This is a genomic window from Pseudoselenomonas ruminantium (assembly GCF_900104055.1).
GTDB lineage: Bacteria > Bacillota > Negativicutes > Selenomonadales > Selenomonadaceae > Selenomonas_A > Selenomonas_A ruminantium_C.
Map to the genome: position 1 here is coordinate 23746 of NZ_FNJQ01000009.1, position 19289 is coordinate 43034.

Consider the following 19289-nt stretch of genomic DNA (forward strand, 5'->3'; position numbering starts at 1 on the left):
TACAATGAAACAGGATAAAATCGTAGTTGTCATGGGTGGCACCTCCACCGAAGCCGAAGTTTCCCGCCGTACGGGCAAAGCCATTCTGGATGCCCTGCTGTCCAAGGGCTACAATGCCGAAGGCATGGAGCTCAATCCGAAGACATTCGCCATGGATATCCAGCAGGCTGGTGCCAAGATGGTCTTCAATGCGCTGCATGGCAAGTTCGGCGAAGATGGGCTTCTGCAGGGGACGCTCGATATGCTCGGGATTCCCTACACGGGGTCCGGCGTGCTGGCTGCGGCCATCACGATGGACAAGGCCGCTTCCAAGCGCGTCTTCATCAGCGAGGGCATTTCTACGCCCAAGTGCCATACCTATAACAGCTTCGAACAGAAGCGTGACCTGGCTGCTGAGATCCAGGCTGAATTCGGCCTGCCGGTCGTGGTCAAGGCTGCTTCTCAGGGGTCCAGCATCGGCGTCTATATCGTCGAAAAAGCAGAAGAACTGGCACCGGCCATCAAGGAAGCATTCTCCTACAACGATGAGATCGTGGTCGAGGAATTCATCAAAGGCCGCGAGATGACCGTAGCCGTCTGGGGCGATGAGGATAAGAAGGAGGCCTTCCCAATTATCGAAATCACCACGACGTCCGGCCGCTATGACTATGCGAGCAAGTATACGAAAGGCGCATCCGCCCATATCATCCCCGCACCGGTCAGCGAGGCTAAGACCAAGGAGATGCAGGAACTGGCCATCAAGACTTATACGGCCTGTGGCTGCAAGGGCGTAGCCCGCGTGGATATGATGTACAGTGAAGATGAGACGCCCTACGTCATCGAAGTAAACAGCGTGCCTGGTATGACGGAAACCTCCCTGGTTCCCGATGCCGGCCGTGCCATGGGCGTAGAGTTCCCGGAACTCTGCGAACGCATCCTGGAAATGGCAGGATTCTAAAAGCCTTCCCATCAAAGGGGAAGGCATAACAGAAAGGAGGCAGCAATATGGATGACAACGAAATAGCAATCCAGCAGGAACAATCTGCTCCCCACAAAAAGCGTCGCCGCAGTCCCCGCCGTATCATCAAGGGGCTGATGTTCTTAGGCATTTGCGGCGGGCTGATGTCCATTGTCGTTTATTCGCCTCTTTTCACCTTGCAGCGGGTGACGCTTCATGGCAACACCTATCTCAAGGAGGATGACATCCTGACCAGCGGACGCCTGCATAAGGGAGAGCCGCTGTTCCAGCTTGAGACCGATGCCGTCACGCAGAACCTCATGAAGGACCTGCGCATCGAGAGCGTCGTCGTGCGGCGCAAGTTGCCGGATACACTCGATGTGGAACTCAAAGAGCGCATGCCCGTGGCCACGGTGGCCTGTGAGTATGGCTATCTGGATCTGGACCGGCAGGGCAAGGTCATCGCCAGCTACAAGAACCTGCGCAAGATGCCGATCCCGCTGATCACCGGCGTGGCGATGCACGATAAGTATATCGGGGATGACAACACGGACGAGAACGTGAAGAAGATCTTGGAGTTCCTGTCCTTGCTCGATGCGGAAACGCTGAATCACCTGTCGGAAATCAACATCACCAATCCCAAGGCCATTACGGCCTATACCAACCAGTCCGTGCAGATCAGGCTGGGGGATTTTGACCGCTGGGAAGAAAAGGCCCGGCTGACGAAAGATTTCCTGCTGAGCCTGCCCCATGCCAAACATCAGATAGAGTTCGTGGACTTCAGTTATACAGCACCGTTTATCCGGCTCAAAGAACAGTTGGTAGATTCGGAGATCGAAGTCCATAAAGGGGCACAATAGCAGCCTGGAGTTACATCGATATACAAAGGCGCCCGGTGGCTGACAATACTTTTTCCTTCGCCCAAGCTTGGCTGCGGAAAAGCATCATCAGTCCCCGGGCTTATTGCTGTTTTTGCCGGTGACGATGAATAGGAACAGTGATGGTAACACAGATTTTCGTTTTTTTTCACTTTTTTTATGAAAGTTATAGCATTATGAGCAGATAAATGGTAGAATTAAGGAGTATATTTGTGTGGACTAGGAATCCTGGTGGACGAAATGACGTTTGCACGGGATATAGAATAGAACATCATGGGGGTTAACGCTGTGTTTGAATTGGATGATAACGGCCTCGATCAAGTGGCCAAAATTAAGGTAATCGGTGTAGGCGGCGGCGGCAGCAATGCTGTGAACCGCATGATAAACTATGGACTGCAGGGAGTCGAGTTTATCGCAGTGAATACGGATGCACAGGCACTTTTGAAGTCTCTGGCTCCGAAGCGTATGCAGATTGGCGAGAAGCTCACCCGGGGATTAGGTGCAGGTGCTCGTCCGGAAATCGGCCAGAAAGCGGCTGAGGAAAGCCGTGACGATATTCTCGAAGCTCTGCGTGGCGCAGATATGGTCTTTGTTACCGCTGGTATGGGGGGCGGCACTGGTACTGGTGCAGCACCGGTGGTAGCTGAATGTGCCCGCGAGATCGGCGCACTGACCGTAGGTGTTGTAACCCGTCCGTTCGGCTTTGAGGGGAAAAAGCGCGAACGCAACGCCGAATCCGGTATCGCTAATCTGAAACAGCATGTGGATACGATCATTACGATTCCGAATGACCGCTTGATGCAGGTCGTGGATAAGAAGACGCCGATCAATCAGGCGTTCAGCATTGCCGATGATGTGCTCCGTCAGGGTGTCAAGGGCATTTCCGACTTGATTTCCCAGCCAGGCCTCGTAAACCTCGACTTTGCCGATGTCAAGAGCATCATGAGCAATGCCGGCTCGGCGCTGATGGGGATTGGCGAAGCTTCCGGCGAAGGCGCTGCGATTGCGGCAACGAAGATGGCTATCGAATCTCCGCTGCTCGAAACGACCATCGATGGCGCGCGCGGCATCCTGATCAACATCACCGGTGCCGAGGAATACCTCAGCATGGTGGAAGTACAGGAAGCCTCCGCGACTGTGCATGATGCAGCTGATGACCAGGCAAACATCATCTGGGGTACGTCTATCGATAACACCATGGGCGATACGGTGCGTGTGACGGTTATCGCTACGGGCTTTGATGCACCGGAAACTGTTGGTATCCAGCCGCAGATGCCTCCATCTGCCGCTCAGCCGGTACAGCCGAACAATACTGGCATGAACTTTGGCATGCCGAATCAGGCCGCACCGGTGGAACCGCAGCAGACGGTTACGCCTGCCGCTGATTTCATCGACATTCCGGTCTGGATGCAGAAAAAATAAACAAAATTTAAAATAAGTATTGACAAGCGTTGAGAACTCGGATATAATATTTCTTGTTCTTAACGCTTGTTTTGTTAAGAAGTTCATATGGGTAGGTGGCCGAGTGGTTAAAGGCAACAGACTGTAAATCTGTCATCTTCGGATTACGATGGTTCGAATCCATCCCTGCCCACCACTTTTGGCGGCATAGCTCAGTTGGCTAGAGCATGCGGTTCATACCCGCAGTGTCAGGAGTTCAAATCTCTTTGCCGCCACCAATACGAAGTCTTGAGCACATCTTCCGGGGTGTGCTTTTTATTTGCGCAGTTCCGGATATGGGGCTGAAGTCCTGCTTGTATTCATAGAAAATGTACATGTTTTTTTCAGAAAAGAGGGCTATAATATAATCCGTTTGTTGGTAAGATTAGGATGGATGGCATGAAACGCAGAGATTTCTTGAAAAACATGATACTTTTAGGTGCAGGTACCGCAATACTGCCACAGTTGTGGACAGCAAAAGCAGCAGAAGCGGCCTGGAATGCTGGCGGAAGTGCTGCAGGAGGCGTAGATCCGTTACTGGGGATTTCAATCAGAGAAACGAATCTGGAATTTTCCTCACTGCAGAATCGCCGTACCACCGATGCGATCGTGATCCATCATGTAGGTGGGACTAATCGGGATGTGTCAGCAGAGGAAATTGATGGCTGGCACAAGAACAACGGCTGGGCCGGCATTGGCTACCATTTTGTCATCCGCAAGGACGGTACCATCGAACGGGGGCGGCCGATGAATATGCTCGGCGCGCATTGTTATGATCATAACTGGCATACGGTGGGGGTAAATATCGTAGGCGAGTTTGATGCGCATGTGCCGGAGCCGGCGCAGATGGATTCGGCAGCGAAACTGCTGGCGGCTTTGTGCCGTTACTATGGTTTCGAGCCCAATCGTCAGCATATCAAGGGGCATCGGGAGTATAACTCCACGGCCTGCCCGGGGCAGAATCTCTTTGACCGACTGCCGCGTCTGGTCACGATGACACGCAAATATTACTGACAAGACTAAGAACACTACAACAACTGAGAGGTGACGGCAATGCGTTACCGTTGGTTCGCCAACAAGGATAAGCAGACCGATGAATACGGTGTGCCCGTGAGCCGGGCGGCTTATGATGAAGCGCTGCATCCACAGAAGAAATCGCTGTACACTCGGGGAGAGGTGCTGGCGATCCTGGTGGTTACTTTCGTCCTGCTCTATGAGTGGAATGAGGATTACAGTCCGATACTGTACATGTGCGTTGCCTTCCTGACCTTTGAAGCACGCCCCGTGGTGAAGTTCTTCCTGGGGGAGAAGGGCAAAGCAGTCAGCAATGCCTTGACCGGCTTCAGTGTCGCCATGTTTGTGGCAGCTGTTTTTTGGACGATGTTGTAAGTTTATTTATTATTAATGTAAATTTTCAGTTATTTGCCAAAAATGGTTCTAAAAAATTATTTACATTTTTTTTAGAAAAAAGCAGGAAAATAACGCATAAAAGCGAATTATTAAAACATAGATTGATTGTTAGCGAAAAGCAATCGACGGTCGTTGCATCCTGTCAGTGCCATGACATATGTCATAATATCATGACAAATGTAACAATTTTATAACCTGCAGCAAAAAATACAGAAATAGCAGGGAAAAACTGTATACTAACAGATGAAAATCTGTTAAAATATATACATAAAAGTAAACTGTAGTCGAATAAGGGGAGATTATTGTTTACTACGATATCCAAGGGGGATTTTTTATGAGAAAGACAGAATGCTTGGCCATGATCTTGGCCGGTGGTCAGGGCAGCCGCCTCGGCGCGCTCACCAAAAAGATTGCAAAACCGGCTGTACCGTTTGGGGGAAAGTACCGCATTATTGATTTTCCGCTCAGTAACTGCGCGAATTCTGGTATCGACAAGGTCGGTGTCCTCACCCAGTATCGTCCGCTGGAGCTGCACAACTACTTAGCTTCCGGCAGCGCCTGGGATCTGGACCAGAAGGATGGCGGTATCTTTATCCTGCCGCCGTATGCTCGTGAAAAGGGGGCTGACTGGTATCAGGGCACAGCTGATGCCATCTATCAGAACCTGAACTTCATTGATTTAGCAGATCCTGAGTACGTTCTCATTCTGTCTGGTGACCACATCTACACGATGGATTATTCCTGGATGCTGGAAGCTCATAAGATGAACAAGGCCGAGGCTACGATCGGTGTTATCGAAGTGCCTTGGGATGAAGCACCGCGCTTCGGTATCATGAACACGGACAAGACGGGGCGCATCGAAGAATTCGAAGAAAAGCCTGCGAAACCGAAGAGCAATCTCGCCTCCATGGGTATCTATATTTTCAACAAGAATTTCCTCAAGAAATATCTGGAAGAAGATGCCAAGGACGAAACCAGCAGCCATGACTTCGGCAAGAACATCATTCCGAAGATGCTCGCTGACAAGGCTCGTCTGTACTCCTACGCATTTGAGGGGTATTGGAAGGATGTCGGCACTATCGAAAGCCTCTGGCAGGCCAATATGGACCTGTTGCAGGATCAGCCGCCCTTTGACCTCAAAGGCGAGAAGAAGATCTATTCTTCCAATGCCTCCATGCCGCCGCATTACGTCGGTCCGGATGCCAAGATCAAGAATTCCATGATCAGCGAAGGTTCCATGATCCTCGGTGAAGTGGAGAACTCCGTGATCTTCCCGGGCGTGCGCATTGGCAAGGGTGTTAAGGTAACTAACTCGGTGGTTATGCCTTCGACTGTTATCCGTGACGGTGCCGTAGTGGATTATGCTATCCTGGCTCAGAACTGCGAAGTCGCAGCAGGAGCTAAGGTCGCAGGCGAATTAGGTGCTATCACTGTGGTAGCTGAGGGTGAAACTGTACTGGCCGAAGCCAGCGGCAAGCAGGCCGGCTGAGTATTTCCCTATCAATACAGCCTAGATACAGCAAGGAGTGGAAGAAATTGAAAGATGTAATGGGGATTATTAATCTTCAGGAAGATAATAAATTAATTCGTGAACTGACGGAAAGACGTGCGGTGGAGTCCATGCCGTTCGCAGGACGCTATCGTCTGATTGACTTTACTTTATCCAGCATGGTGAATTCAGGTATCCTGAATGTAGGGGTTATGCTTCCCGATAAGCCCCGTTCCGTGCTTGACCATCTTCGTTCCGGTAAGGATTGGGACCTGGCCCGCCGTCATGACGGCCTGTTCTACCTGCCGTCCCCCAGCGAAGAAGACAGCATCCGTAAAGGCGATTTAAAGAACTTCTATCACAATCTGGATTTCTTCGAACACAGCAGTCAGAAATATGTACTCCTGACCAGCGGCAGTTTCGTTTATAATGTAGACTTTTCCCAGCTCCTGCGCTTCCATCAGAACACCTCGGCGGATATCACGATGGTGTACTATACGGCGAAGGAAGAGCAGGCTGGCCGCAATGTGGTTCTCGAGACTGCAGAGAATGGTCTGGTAACGGATTTGGCCGAAAAACCGGCTATTTACGATGATTCCAAGGTAGCGATGAATGTTTATCTCATCGAAAAGCGCATCTTCGTGGAACTGGTGCGTTACACCTATGAGCATGGCGGACAGGACCTCCTGATGGACGGCATCATCCGTCGCGCGAGCGAGTATAATATCTATGCTTGTGAGCACGATGGCTATGTGGCCCATGTGGATTCTACTTCCGCATATTACAAGGCGAACATGGACATCTTGGAACCGGAGGTTTGGGAAGAGCTCTTCATGGGCAACAATTCCATTTACACCAAAGGCAAAGATGAAGTTCCAGTTCAATATAAGGAGACAGCCAAAGTCAAGAACTCGCTGATCGCCAACGGCTGCGTGATTCGCGGCGAGGTCGAAAACAGCATTTTGTTCCGTGGTGTCACCGTAGGCAAGGGCGTAAAAATCAAGAATTCCATTATCATGCAGAAATGTGATATACAGGATGATTCCTTGGTGGAAAATGTCATCTGCGATAAGAACGTGGTTATCTCGAAGGAAAAATGGCTTAAAGGTGCCAATAATTACCCGCTGATCGTCACGAAGAATGTCGTCATCTGATATTTAGAAGGCCGTTGTAACGAGGCAATCTGCCTATAACGGGCATAAGCCAAGTTATGACGGCCTTTATTGTTGTGTTAAGGCTGAAAAAAGGGAGTGTTTTTTTTGGCAAAGGAAAAGAAAAAAGTAAATGAGGCTGAGTTTAAGAAACTCAAGGAAAAATTGAAAGCCCGTTTTATCGCTACGGCTCATATCATGTGGGGCCGTGAGCTGGACGAGCTGTCGGAAAATGAAATATATCAGACTGTAGCCGCTACGGCTAAGCAGTATATCTCCGAAAACTGGATCAAGACCAACAAGGCCTATATGGAACGGGAAGAGAAACAGATCTACTACTTCTCCATCGAGTTCCTGATGGGACGCCTGCTGAAATCCAACCTGATCAATTTAGGCTTGGAAGAGGCTTTGCGGGATGTGCTGGGGGATTTCAAGCTGAACCTTGACAAGGTCTACGAGGAAGAACCTGATGCCGGTCTGGGCAATGGTGGTCTGGGCCGACTCGCTGCCTGCTTCATCGATTCCATGGCTGCCCATCATCTGCCGGGCCATGGCTGCAGCATTCGCTATCAGTATGGCCTGTTCGAGCAGAAGATCATCAACGGCAACCAGGTTGAGATCCCGGATAACTGGCTCAAGAACGGCTTTGCCTGGGAATACCGCAAGCCGGATAAAGCCATCGATGTCAAATTCTACGGCAATGCCTATATGAAGGAAATGCCGGACGGCAGCCTGAAACTGGTGCATGAGAATCCGATGGTCGTCATGGCCGTACCTTATGATGTGCCTATCGTGGGCTATCATAACAGTACGGTCAACAACCTGCGTCTCTGGAATGCCGAGGTAAACCGTGACTTCTCCGACTACGGCTATCTCACGCAGGAACAGATCCGTCAGAAGAATGAATACCGCTCTTTCGTGGAAAGTATCACGCGTTATCTCTATCCGGATGACAGCACCTGGGATGGCCGCAAGATGCGCCTGATTCAGGAATACTTCATGACTTCTGCCGGCGTGCAGAGTATTGTCCGCCATTACAAGAAGACGGGCATGAAGATCAAGGATCTGAGCCAGAAGATTGCCATCCATATCAATGATACCCATCCGGCTGTAGCAGTACCGGAACTCATGCGTATCCTGCTCGATGAGGAAGGTCTGGAATGGAGCGAGGCTTGGGCAATCACCAAGAACACCATCGCCTATACCAACCATACGATCATGCCGGAAGCCCTCGAAACCTGGCCGGTGGATATGTTCAAGGAACTGCTGCCGCGCGTTTACATGATCATCGAGGAAATCAATCGCCGTCATCTCGAAGAGGTGCGTGAGCGCTATCCGAACAACGATGGCAAGGTACAGGCCCTGTCCATTCTCGAAAATGGCATGGTCCATATGGCAAGACTTGCCATTGTCGGTGGTCACAGCGTCAACGGCGTAGCCAAGATTCACTCCGATATTCTCAAGGCTTCCACGCTGCATGACTTCTATGAATTCAATCCGAAGATGTTCAACAACAAGACCAACGGCATCACGCATCGCCGCTGGCTGATGGGCGCCAACCCGGAGCTGGCCGGTCTGATCGATGAGACATTGGGCAGCCGCCGCTGGCACCGTTATCCGGAACAGCTTGACCTCTTGAACGATTTCGTCAATGACAAGCCGTTCCTGGCTGAACTGGGCAAGGTCAAGCATCTGCGCAAGGAACATCTGGCGCAGTACATCCTGGAACACAACCTGATCAAGGTCAACCCGGACAGCATCTTCGATATCCAGGTCAAGAGAATCCATTCCTATAAGCGCCAGCTCATGAATATCCTGCATATCATGTATCAGTATAACCTGCTCAAGCATGACAAGGGTTATGACATGATCCCGACCACCTATATCTTCGGCGGCAAGGCTGCACCGGGCTATTATATCGCCAAGGAGACCATCCGCCTGATCAATGCGGTGGCCGAGAAGGTCAACAACGACCGGTCCATCAAGGACAAGATGAAGATCGTCTTCATCGAGAACTTCGGCGTGTCCATCGGCGAGATCGTCTATCCGGCAGCGGATGTCAGCGAGCAGATTTCCACGGCCTCCAAGGAAGCCTCCGGTACGGGTAACATGAAGTTCATGATGAATGGTGCGATTACCCTTGGTACGATGGACGGTGCTAACGTGGAAATCCGTGAAGCCGTCGGTGGCGACCAGGGTGGTGACGACCACTGCGTGATCTTCGGCCTGCGGGCAGAAGACGTCCTGACCTACTATATGACGGGTTCTTATTCCGCTTGGGATGAATACAACAACAATGAGATGGTGCGCTTCGTGATGAACCAGCTCATTGACGGTACCTATGGGGATTTCCGTTCCCTCTACGATTATCTGATCCATGGCAACGATGAGTTCTTCATCCTGAAAGACCTGGGCTCCTATGCTTGGGGGCATGAAGAAATCATGCGCCGCTATAAGAATAAGCTGGGTTGGCTGACCTCTTCGGCCATGAATATCGCCAACTCCGGCCGGTTCTCGTCTGACCGTACCATAGACGAATATGCGAACGAAATCTGGCACGTAAAACCGGTCCGTATTTCGTAAGCTGGGGGACTGCAGCCTTCCTCGTTGAGGAAGGCTTTTGAGGGGGATTATTTTTGAAAACTTCTGATTTGAGTGAGTTTGACCGCTATTTGTTTCATCAGGGAACGAATTACCACACTTATGAGATGCTGGGCGCTCACTTTGTGGAGCAGGATGGCAAACAGGGGATTCGCTTTGCCGTCTGGGCACCGCATGCCAAGGGTGTCAGCGTGGTGGGGGATTTCAACAGTTGGGATACCAGGGTGAATCCCATGCACAAGATTGGCGATGGGGAAATCTGGGTGACCTTCGTGGAAGCGTTAGGCGAGGGCGAGCTTTATAAGTACGCCATTGAACCCCAATGGGGCGGTCCGCATATCATGAAGGCAGATCCTTATGGTTTCTACGCTGAGAAAAAGCCGGAAACGGCTTCGCGCACCTTTGACATGAACCATTACAAATGGAACGATGACAGTTGGAAGGTGCAGAAGCGCAAGGAATCTTCCTATGACCGTCCAATGCTGACCTATGAGGTGCATATGGGCTCCTGGCGGCGCAATGCCGAAGGGGAGTATCTGACCTATCGGGAGGCTGCGGATCAGCTGATCGATTATGTGAAGGATATGAACTACACCCATATCGAATTCATGCCGCTTTGTGAGCATCCCTTCGATGGCTCCTGGGGGTATCAGGCCACGGGGTACTATGCGGTGACCAGCCGCTATGGCACGCCGGATGACTTCCGTTATCTGGTGGACCGGGCGCATCAGCAGGGCATCGGCATCATCATGGACTGGGTGCCGGGGCATTTCTGCAAGGATGAGCAGGGCCTGCGGCATTTCGATGGCCTGCCGCTCTACGAATCCGACAATGAGCAGCGGGCGGAGAACTGGGAGTGGGGCACCACGAACTTCGACTATGGCCGGACGGAAGTACAGAGTTTCCTGATTTCCAATGCCATGTTCTGGTTCGAGGAGTTCCATATCGATGGCCTGCGCATCGACGCGGTGGCCAATATGCTCTATCTGGATTATGGACGCAAGGATGGCGAGTGGATGCCCAATAAATATGGCGATACTGGCAACCTTGAGGCCATGGACTTCCTGCGGAAACTCAATGAAGCGGTTTTCAAATTCCATCCTCAGGCACTGATGATTGCCGAGGAATCCACTTCCTGGCCCTTGATTTCCAAGCCGGTCTACATGGGCGGCATGGGCTTCAACTACAAGTGGAATATGGGCTGGATGAACGACATGCTGAAGTATGTGAGCCTGGATCCCATTTATCGCAAATGGAATCATGATAAGGTGACCTTCTCCTTCATGTATGCGTTCTCGGAGAATTTCGTCCTGCCCCTGTCCCATGACGAAGTGGTACACGGCAAGTGTTCGCTGATCAGCAAGATGCCCGGAGATTACTGGCAGAAATTTGCCGGACTCCGTTCCTTCTTCGGCTATTGGATGGCTCATCCCGGCAAGAAGCTGCTTTTTATGGGCGGCGAGTTTGCTCAGTTCATCGAGTGGAATTTCGATGATGAGCTGGATTGGCACCTGATCAAGGAATTTGATAAGCATGCCAAGATGCTGGCTTTCTCCAAAGCCCTCAATAGATTCTATCTGGATACCAGAGCATTCTGGCAGGTGGACTTCGACTGGAACGGCTTCCAGTGGATCGATCCCAATGACAACAACAACAGCATCGTGTCCTTTATCCGCAAGGCGGAGGACCGCAATGACTTTGTCATTGTCATCAGCAACTTCACACCGGAGGTGCGCACGGACTATCGCATCGGCGTGCCGGCCAAGGGCAGCTATATCGAAGTATTCAACTCCGATGAGGAGGCCTTCGGCGGCAGCGGCGTGAAGAATGTGGGCGAGATCCAGAGCCAGGATAAACCCTGGCATAACCGGGAGCAGTCCATCAGTCTCACTATCCCGCCATTGGCGACCATCTATCTGCGCCTGAAGCGCCAGGATGGTTCCAATGTATCCTTTCCCGAGGAGCACAGTGATGTAGAAGCCAAAGGCTTCGAAGTGGGAGAAGATAAATCCTCTACGGCCGCCATAGCGGCAACGAAGAAAGCTCCAGCAAAAAAATCAACGACGAAAAAAACAACTACTAAATCTACAACTAAGACCAGGAAAACGACAGCAAGCAGGAAGACGACAGCTGCCAAGGCACCGAAAGCCAAGACAGCCAACAGAACTGCTACTCGTAAGCGAGCGGCCAAGCCCCTTGTGGAAGATGCCGCAGTTAATGCCTAAAGCTCAGGTTTTTTAATGGTTAGGGAGGAAATCCGAAATGAAAGTTCTTTATGTAGCATCGGAAGCAGTACCATTTGTCAAGACGGGCGGTTTGGCCGACGTGGCCGGCTCTTTGCCCAAGGCGCTTTTGAAAGAAGATGTGGACATCCGTGTCATCATGCCGAAATACGGTGCCATTGGCAAGGAATATGTTGACCAGATGGAACACGTCTATGATGGTGAACTCGAAGTGGCCTGGCGCAGCAAATATGTCGGTCTGGACAAGTTGGAAAAAGACGGCGTGACCTATTACTTCGTAGATAATCAGGAATATTACAACCGCGAGGGTTTCTATGGCTACGATGATGACGCTGAGCGCTTCTCCTTCTTCAGCCGGGCCGTGCTGAACCTTCTGCCGGCCATGGACTTCTGGCCGGATGTCATCCATAGCAATGACTGGCATGCAGGCCTCGTCAATGTGTTCCTGAAACTGGAGCATATGGATGATGAGCGCTACCAGCATATCAAGACGCTCTATACCATCCACAACCTGAAATATCAGGGTGTATTCCCGAAAGATATCATGTCGGATGTGCTGGGGCTTGACTGGAAATACTTCAATAACGGCGATCTGGAATTCTTCGATGCAGTCAACTTCATGAAGGGAGGTATCATCTACTCCGATTATGTATCCACCGTCAGCAAGACCTATGCTCAGGAAATCCAGTATGAATACTTCGGTGAGCATCTGGACGGCCTGCTGCGCAGCCGCCGCGATGACCTGTTCGGTATCGTCAATGGTATTGACTATGATGTCTATAATCCGATGACGGACAAGAACCTCTTTGAGACCTATGATGTGGACAGCCAGGACCGCAAGATGGACAACAAGGTGGCCCTGCAGAAGATGCTGGGGTTGCCGGAAGGCCGCCGCACGCCGGTAGTCGCTTTGGTTTCCCGTCTGGTGGCAGCCAAGGGGCTTGACCTCATCGTGCGCATGATGGACGAGATCCTCATGCATGAAGATATCCAGTTCGTGGTTCTGGGTACCGGTGACAAGGAATATGAAGACTGGTTCAAAGGTTTGGCTTGGCGTTTCCCGCATAAGGTCTCGGCCAACATCAGATTCTCCAATGAACTGGCACAGCGCATCTACGCTGGTGCGGACATCTTCCTGATGCCGTCCAACTATGAGCCGTGCGGCATCGGTCAGATCGTCGCCATGCGCTATGGCACGATTCCGGTGGTCCGTGAGACGGGCGGCCTCAAGGATACGGTTCAGCAGTACGACAAGTACACGCAGACCGGCAATGGCTTTGTCTTCAGCGATTACAATGCACATGAGATGATGTATGCACTGAAGCGGGCCCTGAGCGCTTATGGCAATTATGAAGAATGGAACAACATCGTCCATAATGCCATGGCTACGGACTTCAGCTGGAACAATTCGGCGAAGGAATACAAGAAGCTCTATGAGCAGCTGGTAAATAAATAAGGCCAAGGGTTAACGGGGCGGCAATTATTTGCCGCCCTTAACCGCAGGAAGAGGTGGGATCAAGTGCTTACGAGGAATGAAGTAGAGCATAACTCGCATAATGTGTACTATCGCTGCCCCCGGGGTGCGGCTGAAGCAGGGAGCAAGGTCAGGCTCGGGCTGCAGATACGGAGCAAACAACAGATCAATCAGGTGCTTTTGCATGTCTGGCAGGGGAAGGTGGGGGAAAAACTTCTGCCGCTGCAGACAAAAGATCCAATGGAGGCGCCACAGCGGTATTATTTTATCGACTATGAGATGCCGGAAAAAGGCGATCTGCTCTGGTATTATTTCATTATCTCCTGCAGCGATGGTACCTGTTACTATGGCAATAACCATGAGCAATGGGGCGGGCCGGGAGACGTTTATCCCCATGTGCCGCCAGCCTATCAGATCACGGTCTACAACAAGGGAGCCAAGACGCCGGACTGGTTCAAGCATGCCATCATGTATCAGATATTCCCCGACCGGTTCTATCGCAAAGGGGATAAGCTGATCGAAAAGGAAGGCGCGGTCTATCATGCCAGCTGGACGGATGATCCCTGCTATTACAAGGATCCCGATACGAAAGATATCGTTTCCTATGACTTTTTTGGCGGCAATATCGCCGGACTGATGGATAAGCTCGACTATCTGAAGGATATGGGCATCAGCGTGATCTATCTGAATCCCGTGTTCGAGTCAGAGAGCAATCATCATTATGATACGGGGGATTACCATAAGATCGATCCAATCCTGGGCACGAATGAAGAATTCCATGAATTGGTGGAAACGGCAGAGAAAAAGGGAATCCGGATCATCCTGGACGGCGTGTTCAGCCATACCGGCAGCAACAGCCGCTATTTCAACCGCAAGGGCAAATACGATGGCGTAGGCGCTTTTCAGTCAGAAAAGTCACCCTATTATGAATGGTACAGTTTCCGCAATTTCCCTTATGAATACGATTGCTGGTGGAATTTCGATACCCTGCCTAATGTGCGGGAGACCACGCCGTCCTATATGGATTTTATCATCCGGAATCCGGACAGCGTGCTGCATCATTGGCTCAAGGAAGGCATTGCGGGCTGGCGTCTCGATGTTATTGACGAACTGCCCGAGCCCTTCTCGCAGAGTTTCTATGCGGAACTCAAGAAGACCAATAAGGATGCCGTGATGATCGGCGAGGTCTGGGAAGATGCCTCCAACAAGGTCGCCTATGGCACGCCGCGCAAATACCTCTGCGGGCAGGAAATGGATTCGGCCATGAACTATCCCTTCCGCAAGATCCTGCTGGATTATCTGCTGGGCTATGTGACCGGGCGTAATACCATGCGTCAGTTCAACAGCTTGCGGGAAAATTATCCCCTGGAAAACTTCTATGCCATGATGAATCTGATTGGCAGCCATGATGTGCAAAGAGCGATTACGATCTTCGGGGAGACGCCTTACTATGATGGCATGCCGGCCATCGAGCAGTGCAAGGCCAAGCTCTCGCCGGAAATGTATCAGGTAGGCAAGGCACGCCTCAAGATGGCTGCCCTGTTCCAGATGACTTATCCCGGTGTGCCCTGCATCTACTATGGGGATGAGATTGGCATGGAGGGGTTCAAGGATCCCACGAACCGACGTCCCTATAAATGGCAGGGCGGGGATGAGGAATTGCGCGAATTCTACCGCACGATCATCAAGGCCCGCAATGATAATATGGCCCTGCAGACCGGTGAACTCCTTTCGCTGAACGCAGAGGGCGATATCATCGCTTTTGCCCGCGTGGTGCGCAGCGGGCATGATGTCTTCGGTGTGGATGCAGATAACGGCGCCTTCATCAGTGTCTTCAACCGCAGCCGCACGGAAAGCCATGTGGTGCATCTCGATATCAGCGACTTTGCCGACGGGCAGTTTGTGGATATGGTGCCGGTGGCAGGGGAGAAAACAGAGCCGTTGCTTTCTCATCGGGGCAAATTGGATGTGAAGATGCCGCCGCTGACTGGCCGGCTGCTGCGCTATGAACCATTGCCGCGGAAATACGAGCGGGCGGCGGGAATCCTGCTGCATCCGACTTCCCTGCCTTCCAAGTATGGCATTGGCGACTTGGGCAAAGAAGCCTATCGGTTCGTGGACTTTTTGGCTGAAGCCGGCTTGAAGGTCTGGCAGATATTGCCCCTTGGCCCGGTGGGCTTTGGCTATTCGCCCTATCAGTCTCCTTCGGCCTTTGCGGGCAATCCCTTGCTGATTGATGTGGATGAGCTGTTAGAGCATGGCTGGATCACAGCAACTGAAGCCCGGGTGCCCTATGCCAGCAAATCCTCCTTTATCGACTTTGAACGGGTGATCTCATTCAAGAAGAAGTGCTTCAAGAAGGCATGGGCATCTTTCCAGAAGTCCAAGGATGTGGAGATGCAGGGGCAGTTCCAGGCATTTTGCGAAGCATCAGCCAGCTGGCTGGATGATTATGCCCTCTTTGATGCAGCGAAAAAAGAATATAAGAACAAACCCTGGTATGAATGGCCGGAAAACCTTGTGCGCCGGGACTCCAAGGCGCTGCAGAAACTGGCTGCGCATATGGAAGAGGCCGTGGGCTATGCCAAGTTCGTCCAGTTCCTTTTCCATAAGCAATGGGTTAAACTCCATAAATACGCCAATAGCAAGGGCATCAAGATCATGGGGGATATGCCCATCTTCATCTCCCATGACAGCGCCGATGTCTGGGCCAATCAGCAGCTCTTTGACCTGAATCCGGATGGCACCGCCAACACGGTAGCGGGTGTACCGCCTGATTACTTCAGCGCTACGGGACAGCTTTGGGGCAATCCTCAGTATGACTGGAAAGCCATGGAGAAGGAGGACTATAGCTGGTGGAAGCGGCGCTTCAGGAATCTGCACCGGCTCGTGGATATCGTGCGCATTGACCACTTCCGCGGCTTTGAATCCTATTGGGAAGTGGATGGCAAGGCAGAAACCGCCATCAACGGCCATTGGCGCAAGGGCCCGGGCAAGGCGTTCTTCGATATCATCAAGAAGGAGATCGGGGACATGGAAATCGTGGCCGAAGACCTGGGCATCATCACCGATGAGGTGGAAGCCCTCAGAGAGTCTTGCGGCTTCCCCGGTATGAAGGTGCTGCATTTCACCCTGCACTTCAATGAACAGGGCAGGATGGGCTTTGTGGCTCCGGAGAACAGCATCGTCTACACGGGGACACACGATAACAATACCACTGTGGGCTGGTATAAGCGGGATATTGACGATGCCACTCGGGCAGCTGTGGCCGCACTGGTCAATGCCCCATTGGATCGTCCCTGGGAGGTGGACAAAGGCTTGATGAAATTTGGCCTGGCCTCCGAGGCAAGGCTGGCCATTGCCCCCATGCAGGATGTTCTGGGGCTGGACGAGCGCGCCCGCATGAACACGCCGGGCACCGTAGGATTGAATTGGAAATGGTGCCTGAAGCCGGATTATCTGCTGGAAGTGGATGTTGAGAAGATCCGGAGGCTGTGCAAGAAATACGGACGCTGCTAGCTTAACATCATAGTGCCAAGACGCCCCGGCGGCTGGTAATACTTTTCCTTCGCTTTGACAAAAAGCGTCAAACGCTGCGGAAAAGCATCACCAGCCGCCGGGGCTTAGTCTGTATTTTATAGACATCCCAGCCTTTTCAAGTGACATTTCCTATGATATAATCGTTAAAAAGCTTTATGGACAAGATACAGGAGGACGATATTTTGAGCAAGCCAGCAAATGAAATGATTTTGGTGTTGGATTTTGGCGGACAGTACAACCAGCTGATTGCCCGGCGGGTGCGGGAAAATCATGTGTACTGCGAGGTGCATCCCCATACCCTGTCTTTAGACAAGATCCGGGAAATGGCACCGAAGGGCATTATCCTCACCGGCGGCCCCAACAGCGTTTATAAGGAAGATTCCGCAACCTGCAGCGAGGAACTCTTCCAGCTGGGCATCCCTGTGCTGGGCATTTGCTATGGTTCCCAGCTGATGGCGCATAAGCTCGGCGGCAAGGTGGATACGGCTCCTACCAGCGAATACGGTAAGACGGAAGTCACCATCAAGGAAGCAGCATCCAAGCTGTTTGCGGATGTGGACGCTAAGACCATCTGCTGGATGAGTCATACGGACTATATCGCTGCCGCTCCGGCCTCCTTCACGGTAACGGCGAACACTCCCGTCTGCCCGGTAGCTGCCATGGAAAATGCAGCCGAAAATCTCTATGCCGTGCAGTTCCATCCGGAAGTCATGCATACGGTACAGGGACAGACCATGCTCCGGAACTTCGTCTATAAGGTCTGCGGTTGTGCTGGTGACTGGAAGATGGATTCCTTCGTGGAAAAGACCATCGCTGAACTCAAGGCAAAGATCGGTAACGGCAAGGCACTCTGCGCTCTGTCCGGCGGCGTGGATTCCTCTGTGGCTGCTGTGCTCATGTCCAAGGCCATCGGCAAGCAACTGACCTGCGTGTTCGTTGACCATGGCCTCCTGCGCAAGGACGAAGGCGATCAGGTGGAGGCTGTGTTCGGCGAGAACGGCCCCTATGATGTGAACTTCATCCGCGTCAATGCCAAGGATCGTTTCTATGCAAAACTCAAGGGTGTGACGGAACCGGAAGCAAAGCGCAAGATCATCGGCGAAGAATTCATCCGCGTATTCGAGGAAGAGGCCAAGAAGATTGGCGCCGTGGATTTCCTCGTACAGGGTACGATCTATCCGGACGTCATCGAGAGCGGTCTGGGCAAATCTGCCGTGATCAAGTCCCACCACAATGTAGGCGGCCTGCCGGATTTCGTGGATTTCAAGGAAATCGTGGAACCCCTGCGCCTGCTCTTCAAGGACGAAGTGCGCAATGCCGGTCGTGAGCTGGGTATCCCCGAATACCTCGTAAGCCGTCAGCCCTTCCCGGGCCCGGGCCTTGGCATCCGCATCATCGGCGAAGTCACCGAAGAAAAGGTCAAGATCGTGCAGGAAGCTGACGCTATCTACCGTGAGGAAGTGGCCAAAGCCGGTGCCGACAAGAACCTCGGCCAGTATTTTGCCGCCCTCACGAATATGCGTTCCGTGGGCGTTATGGGCGACGGCCGTACCTATGACTATGCCATTGCCCTGCGTGCGGTCATGACGAGCGACTTCATGACGGCGGAAAGCGCACAGCTTCCCTGGGAAGTCCTGCAGACCGTTACCACGCGCATCGTCAATGAGGTCAAGGGCGTCAACCGCGTCATGTATGATTGCACGGGCAAACCGCCGGCAACGATTGAATTTGAATAAGATAGAAAATATATGCTAAGGCGCCCGGTGGCTGGCAATTACTTTCCTTTGCTTTGATAAAAAGCATCAAATGCTGCGGAAAGCAATCGCCAGCCACCGGGCTTAGTGTGTTGTGTTAAACAAAGTATTGACGAAACAGGATAAAAATGATACAATCATAGCTGTTCTTATGCGGATTCCCTTTTTCCGCATGATATTCTTTTTCAGGTCGGGCTGTAGCGTCTTGGTCTTGCGCAATGGAGTCCTGTGAACCTCGTCAGGTCCGGAAGGAAGCAGCGATAAGCGGGGTGCTCCATGTGCCGCGAGGGTGCCTGGGGGCTGCAGTTCGACGTGGAAAAGAATGGATGAATTGGGACAGCCGTGAGGCTGTCTTTTTTGGTGTATGGATTA

General features: G+C 51.9%; 12 protein-coding genes, 2 tRNA genes and 1 other RNA gene. All 15 read left to right on the forward strand.

Going from position 1 to position 19289, the window contains the following annotated elements:
- Positions 1-4: 4 nt before the first annotated feature.
- The 15 genes from BLQ59_RS16520 (at position 5) to ffs (ending at position 19257) form a co-directional block, all read left to right on the forward strand.
- Complete coding sequence (locus BLQ59_RS16520; RefSeq protein ID WP_074571909.1) at positions 5-937, forward strand: D-alanine--D-alanine ligase family protein; 933 nt, start codon at positions 5-7, stop codon at positions 935-937.
- A 47-nt stretch (positions 938-984) separates the two neighbouring features.
- Entirely contained in the window at positions 985-1797 is an 813-nt protein-coding gene (locus BLQ59_RS05495) for a cell division protein FtsQ/DivIB (protein ID WP_081342470.1), read from the forward strand.
- A gap of 291 nt (positions 1798-2088) precedes the next feature.
- A complete protein-coding gene (gene ftsZ, locus BLQ59_RS05500) occupies positions 2089-3237 on the forward strand; it encodes a cell division protein FtsZ (RefSeq protein ID WP_074571910.1) in 1149 nt (382 codons plus the stop codon).
- 89 nt (positions 3238-3326) lie between these two features.
- Positions 3327-3412: transfer RNA gene (locus BLQ59_RS05505), tRNA-Tyr, on the forward strand.
- 5 nt (positions 3413-3417) lie between these two features.
- Positions 3418-3494 (forward strand) — tRNA-Met (locus BLQ59_RS05510).
- Between the two features lie 160 nt (positions 3495-3654).
- Positions 3655-4269, forward strand: a complete 615-nt coding sequence (locus tag BLQ59_RS05515; protein ID WP_074571949.1) for an N-acetylmuramoyl-L-alanine amidase — start codon at positions 3655-3657, stop codon at positions 4267-4269.
- Between the two features lie 39 nt (positions 4270-4308).
- Positions 4309-4644, forward strand: coding sequence for a hypothetical protein (locus BLQ59_RS05520; RefSeq protein ID WP_074571911.1), 336 nt, complete (start codon positions 4309-4311; stop codon positions 4642-4644).
- Between the two features lie 355 nt (positions 4645-4999).
- The gene (locus tag BLQ59_RS05525) at positions 5000-6154 is read left to right on the forward strand and encodes a glucose-1-phosphate adenylyltransferase (RefSeq protein ID WP_074571912.1); all 1155 of its coding nucleotides are present in this window, start codon (positions 5000-5002) and stop codon (positions 6152-6154) included.
- 47 nt (positions 6155-6201) lie between these two features.
- The gene (glgD, locus tag BLQ59_RS05530; protein WP_143005295.1) at positions 6202-7308 is read left to right on the forward strand and encodes a glucose-1-phosphate adenylyltransferase subunit GlgD; all 1107 of its coding nucleotides are present in this window, start codon (positions 6202-6204) and stop codon (positions 7306-7308) included.
- A gap of 105 nt (positions 7309-7413) precedes the next feature.
- Positions 7414-9888, forward strand: a complete 2475-nt coding sequence (locus BLQ59_RS05535) for a glycogen/starch/alpha-glucan phosphorylase (protein WP_143005296.1) — start codon at positions 7414-7416, stop codon at positions 9886-9888.
- A gap of 53 nt (positions 9889-9941) precedes the next feature.
- Entirely contained in the window at positions 9942-12131 is a 2190-nt protein-coding gene (gene glgB / locus BLQ59_RS05540; RefSeq protein WP_074571914.1) for a 1,4-alpha-glucan branching protein GlgB, read from the forward strand.
- A 37-nt stretch (positions 12132-12168) separates the two neighbouring features.
- Positions 12169-13605: a glycogen synthase GlgA gene (gene glgA / locus BLQ59_RS05545; protein ID WP_074571915.1), complete on the forward strand. Its 1437-nt coding sequence runs from the start codon at positions 12169-12171 to the stop codon at positions 13603-13605.
- 63 nt (positions 13606-13668) lie between these two features.
- Positions 13669-17142, forward strand: coding sequence for a 4-alpha-glucanotransferase (gene malQ / locus BLQ59_RS05550; RefSeq protein WP_074571916.1), 3474 nt, complete (start codon positions 13669-13671; stop codon positions 17140-17142).
- 176 nt (positions 17143-17318) lie between these two features.
- Positions 17319-18899 (forward strand): glutamine-hydrolyzing GMP synthase, encoded by a 1581-nt coding sequence (guaA, locus tag BLQ59_RS05555; RefSeq protein WP_176756738.1) that lies wholly within the window; start codon positions 17319-17321, stop codon positions 18897-18899.
- 161 nt (positions 18900-19060) lie between these two features.
- Positions 19061-19257: signal recognition particle sRNA large type (gene ffs, locus BLQ59_RS05560), an RNA gene on the forward strand.
- Positions 19258-19289 lie beyond the last annotated feature (32 nt).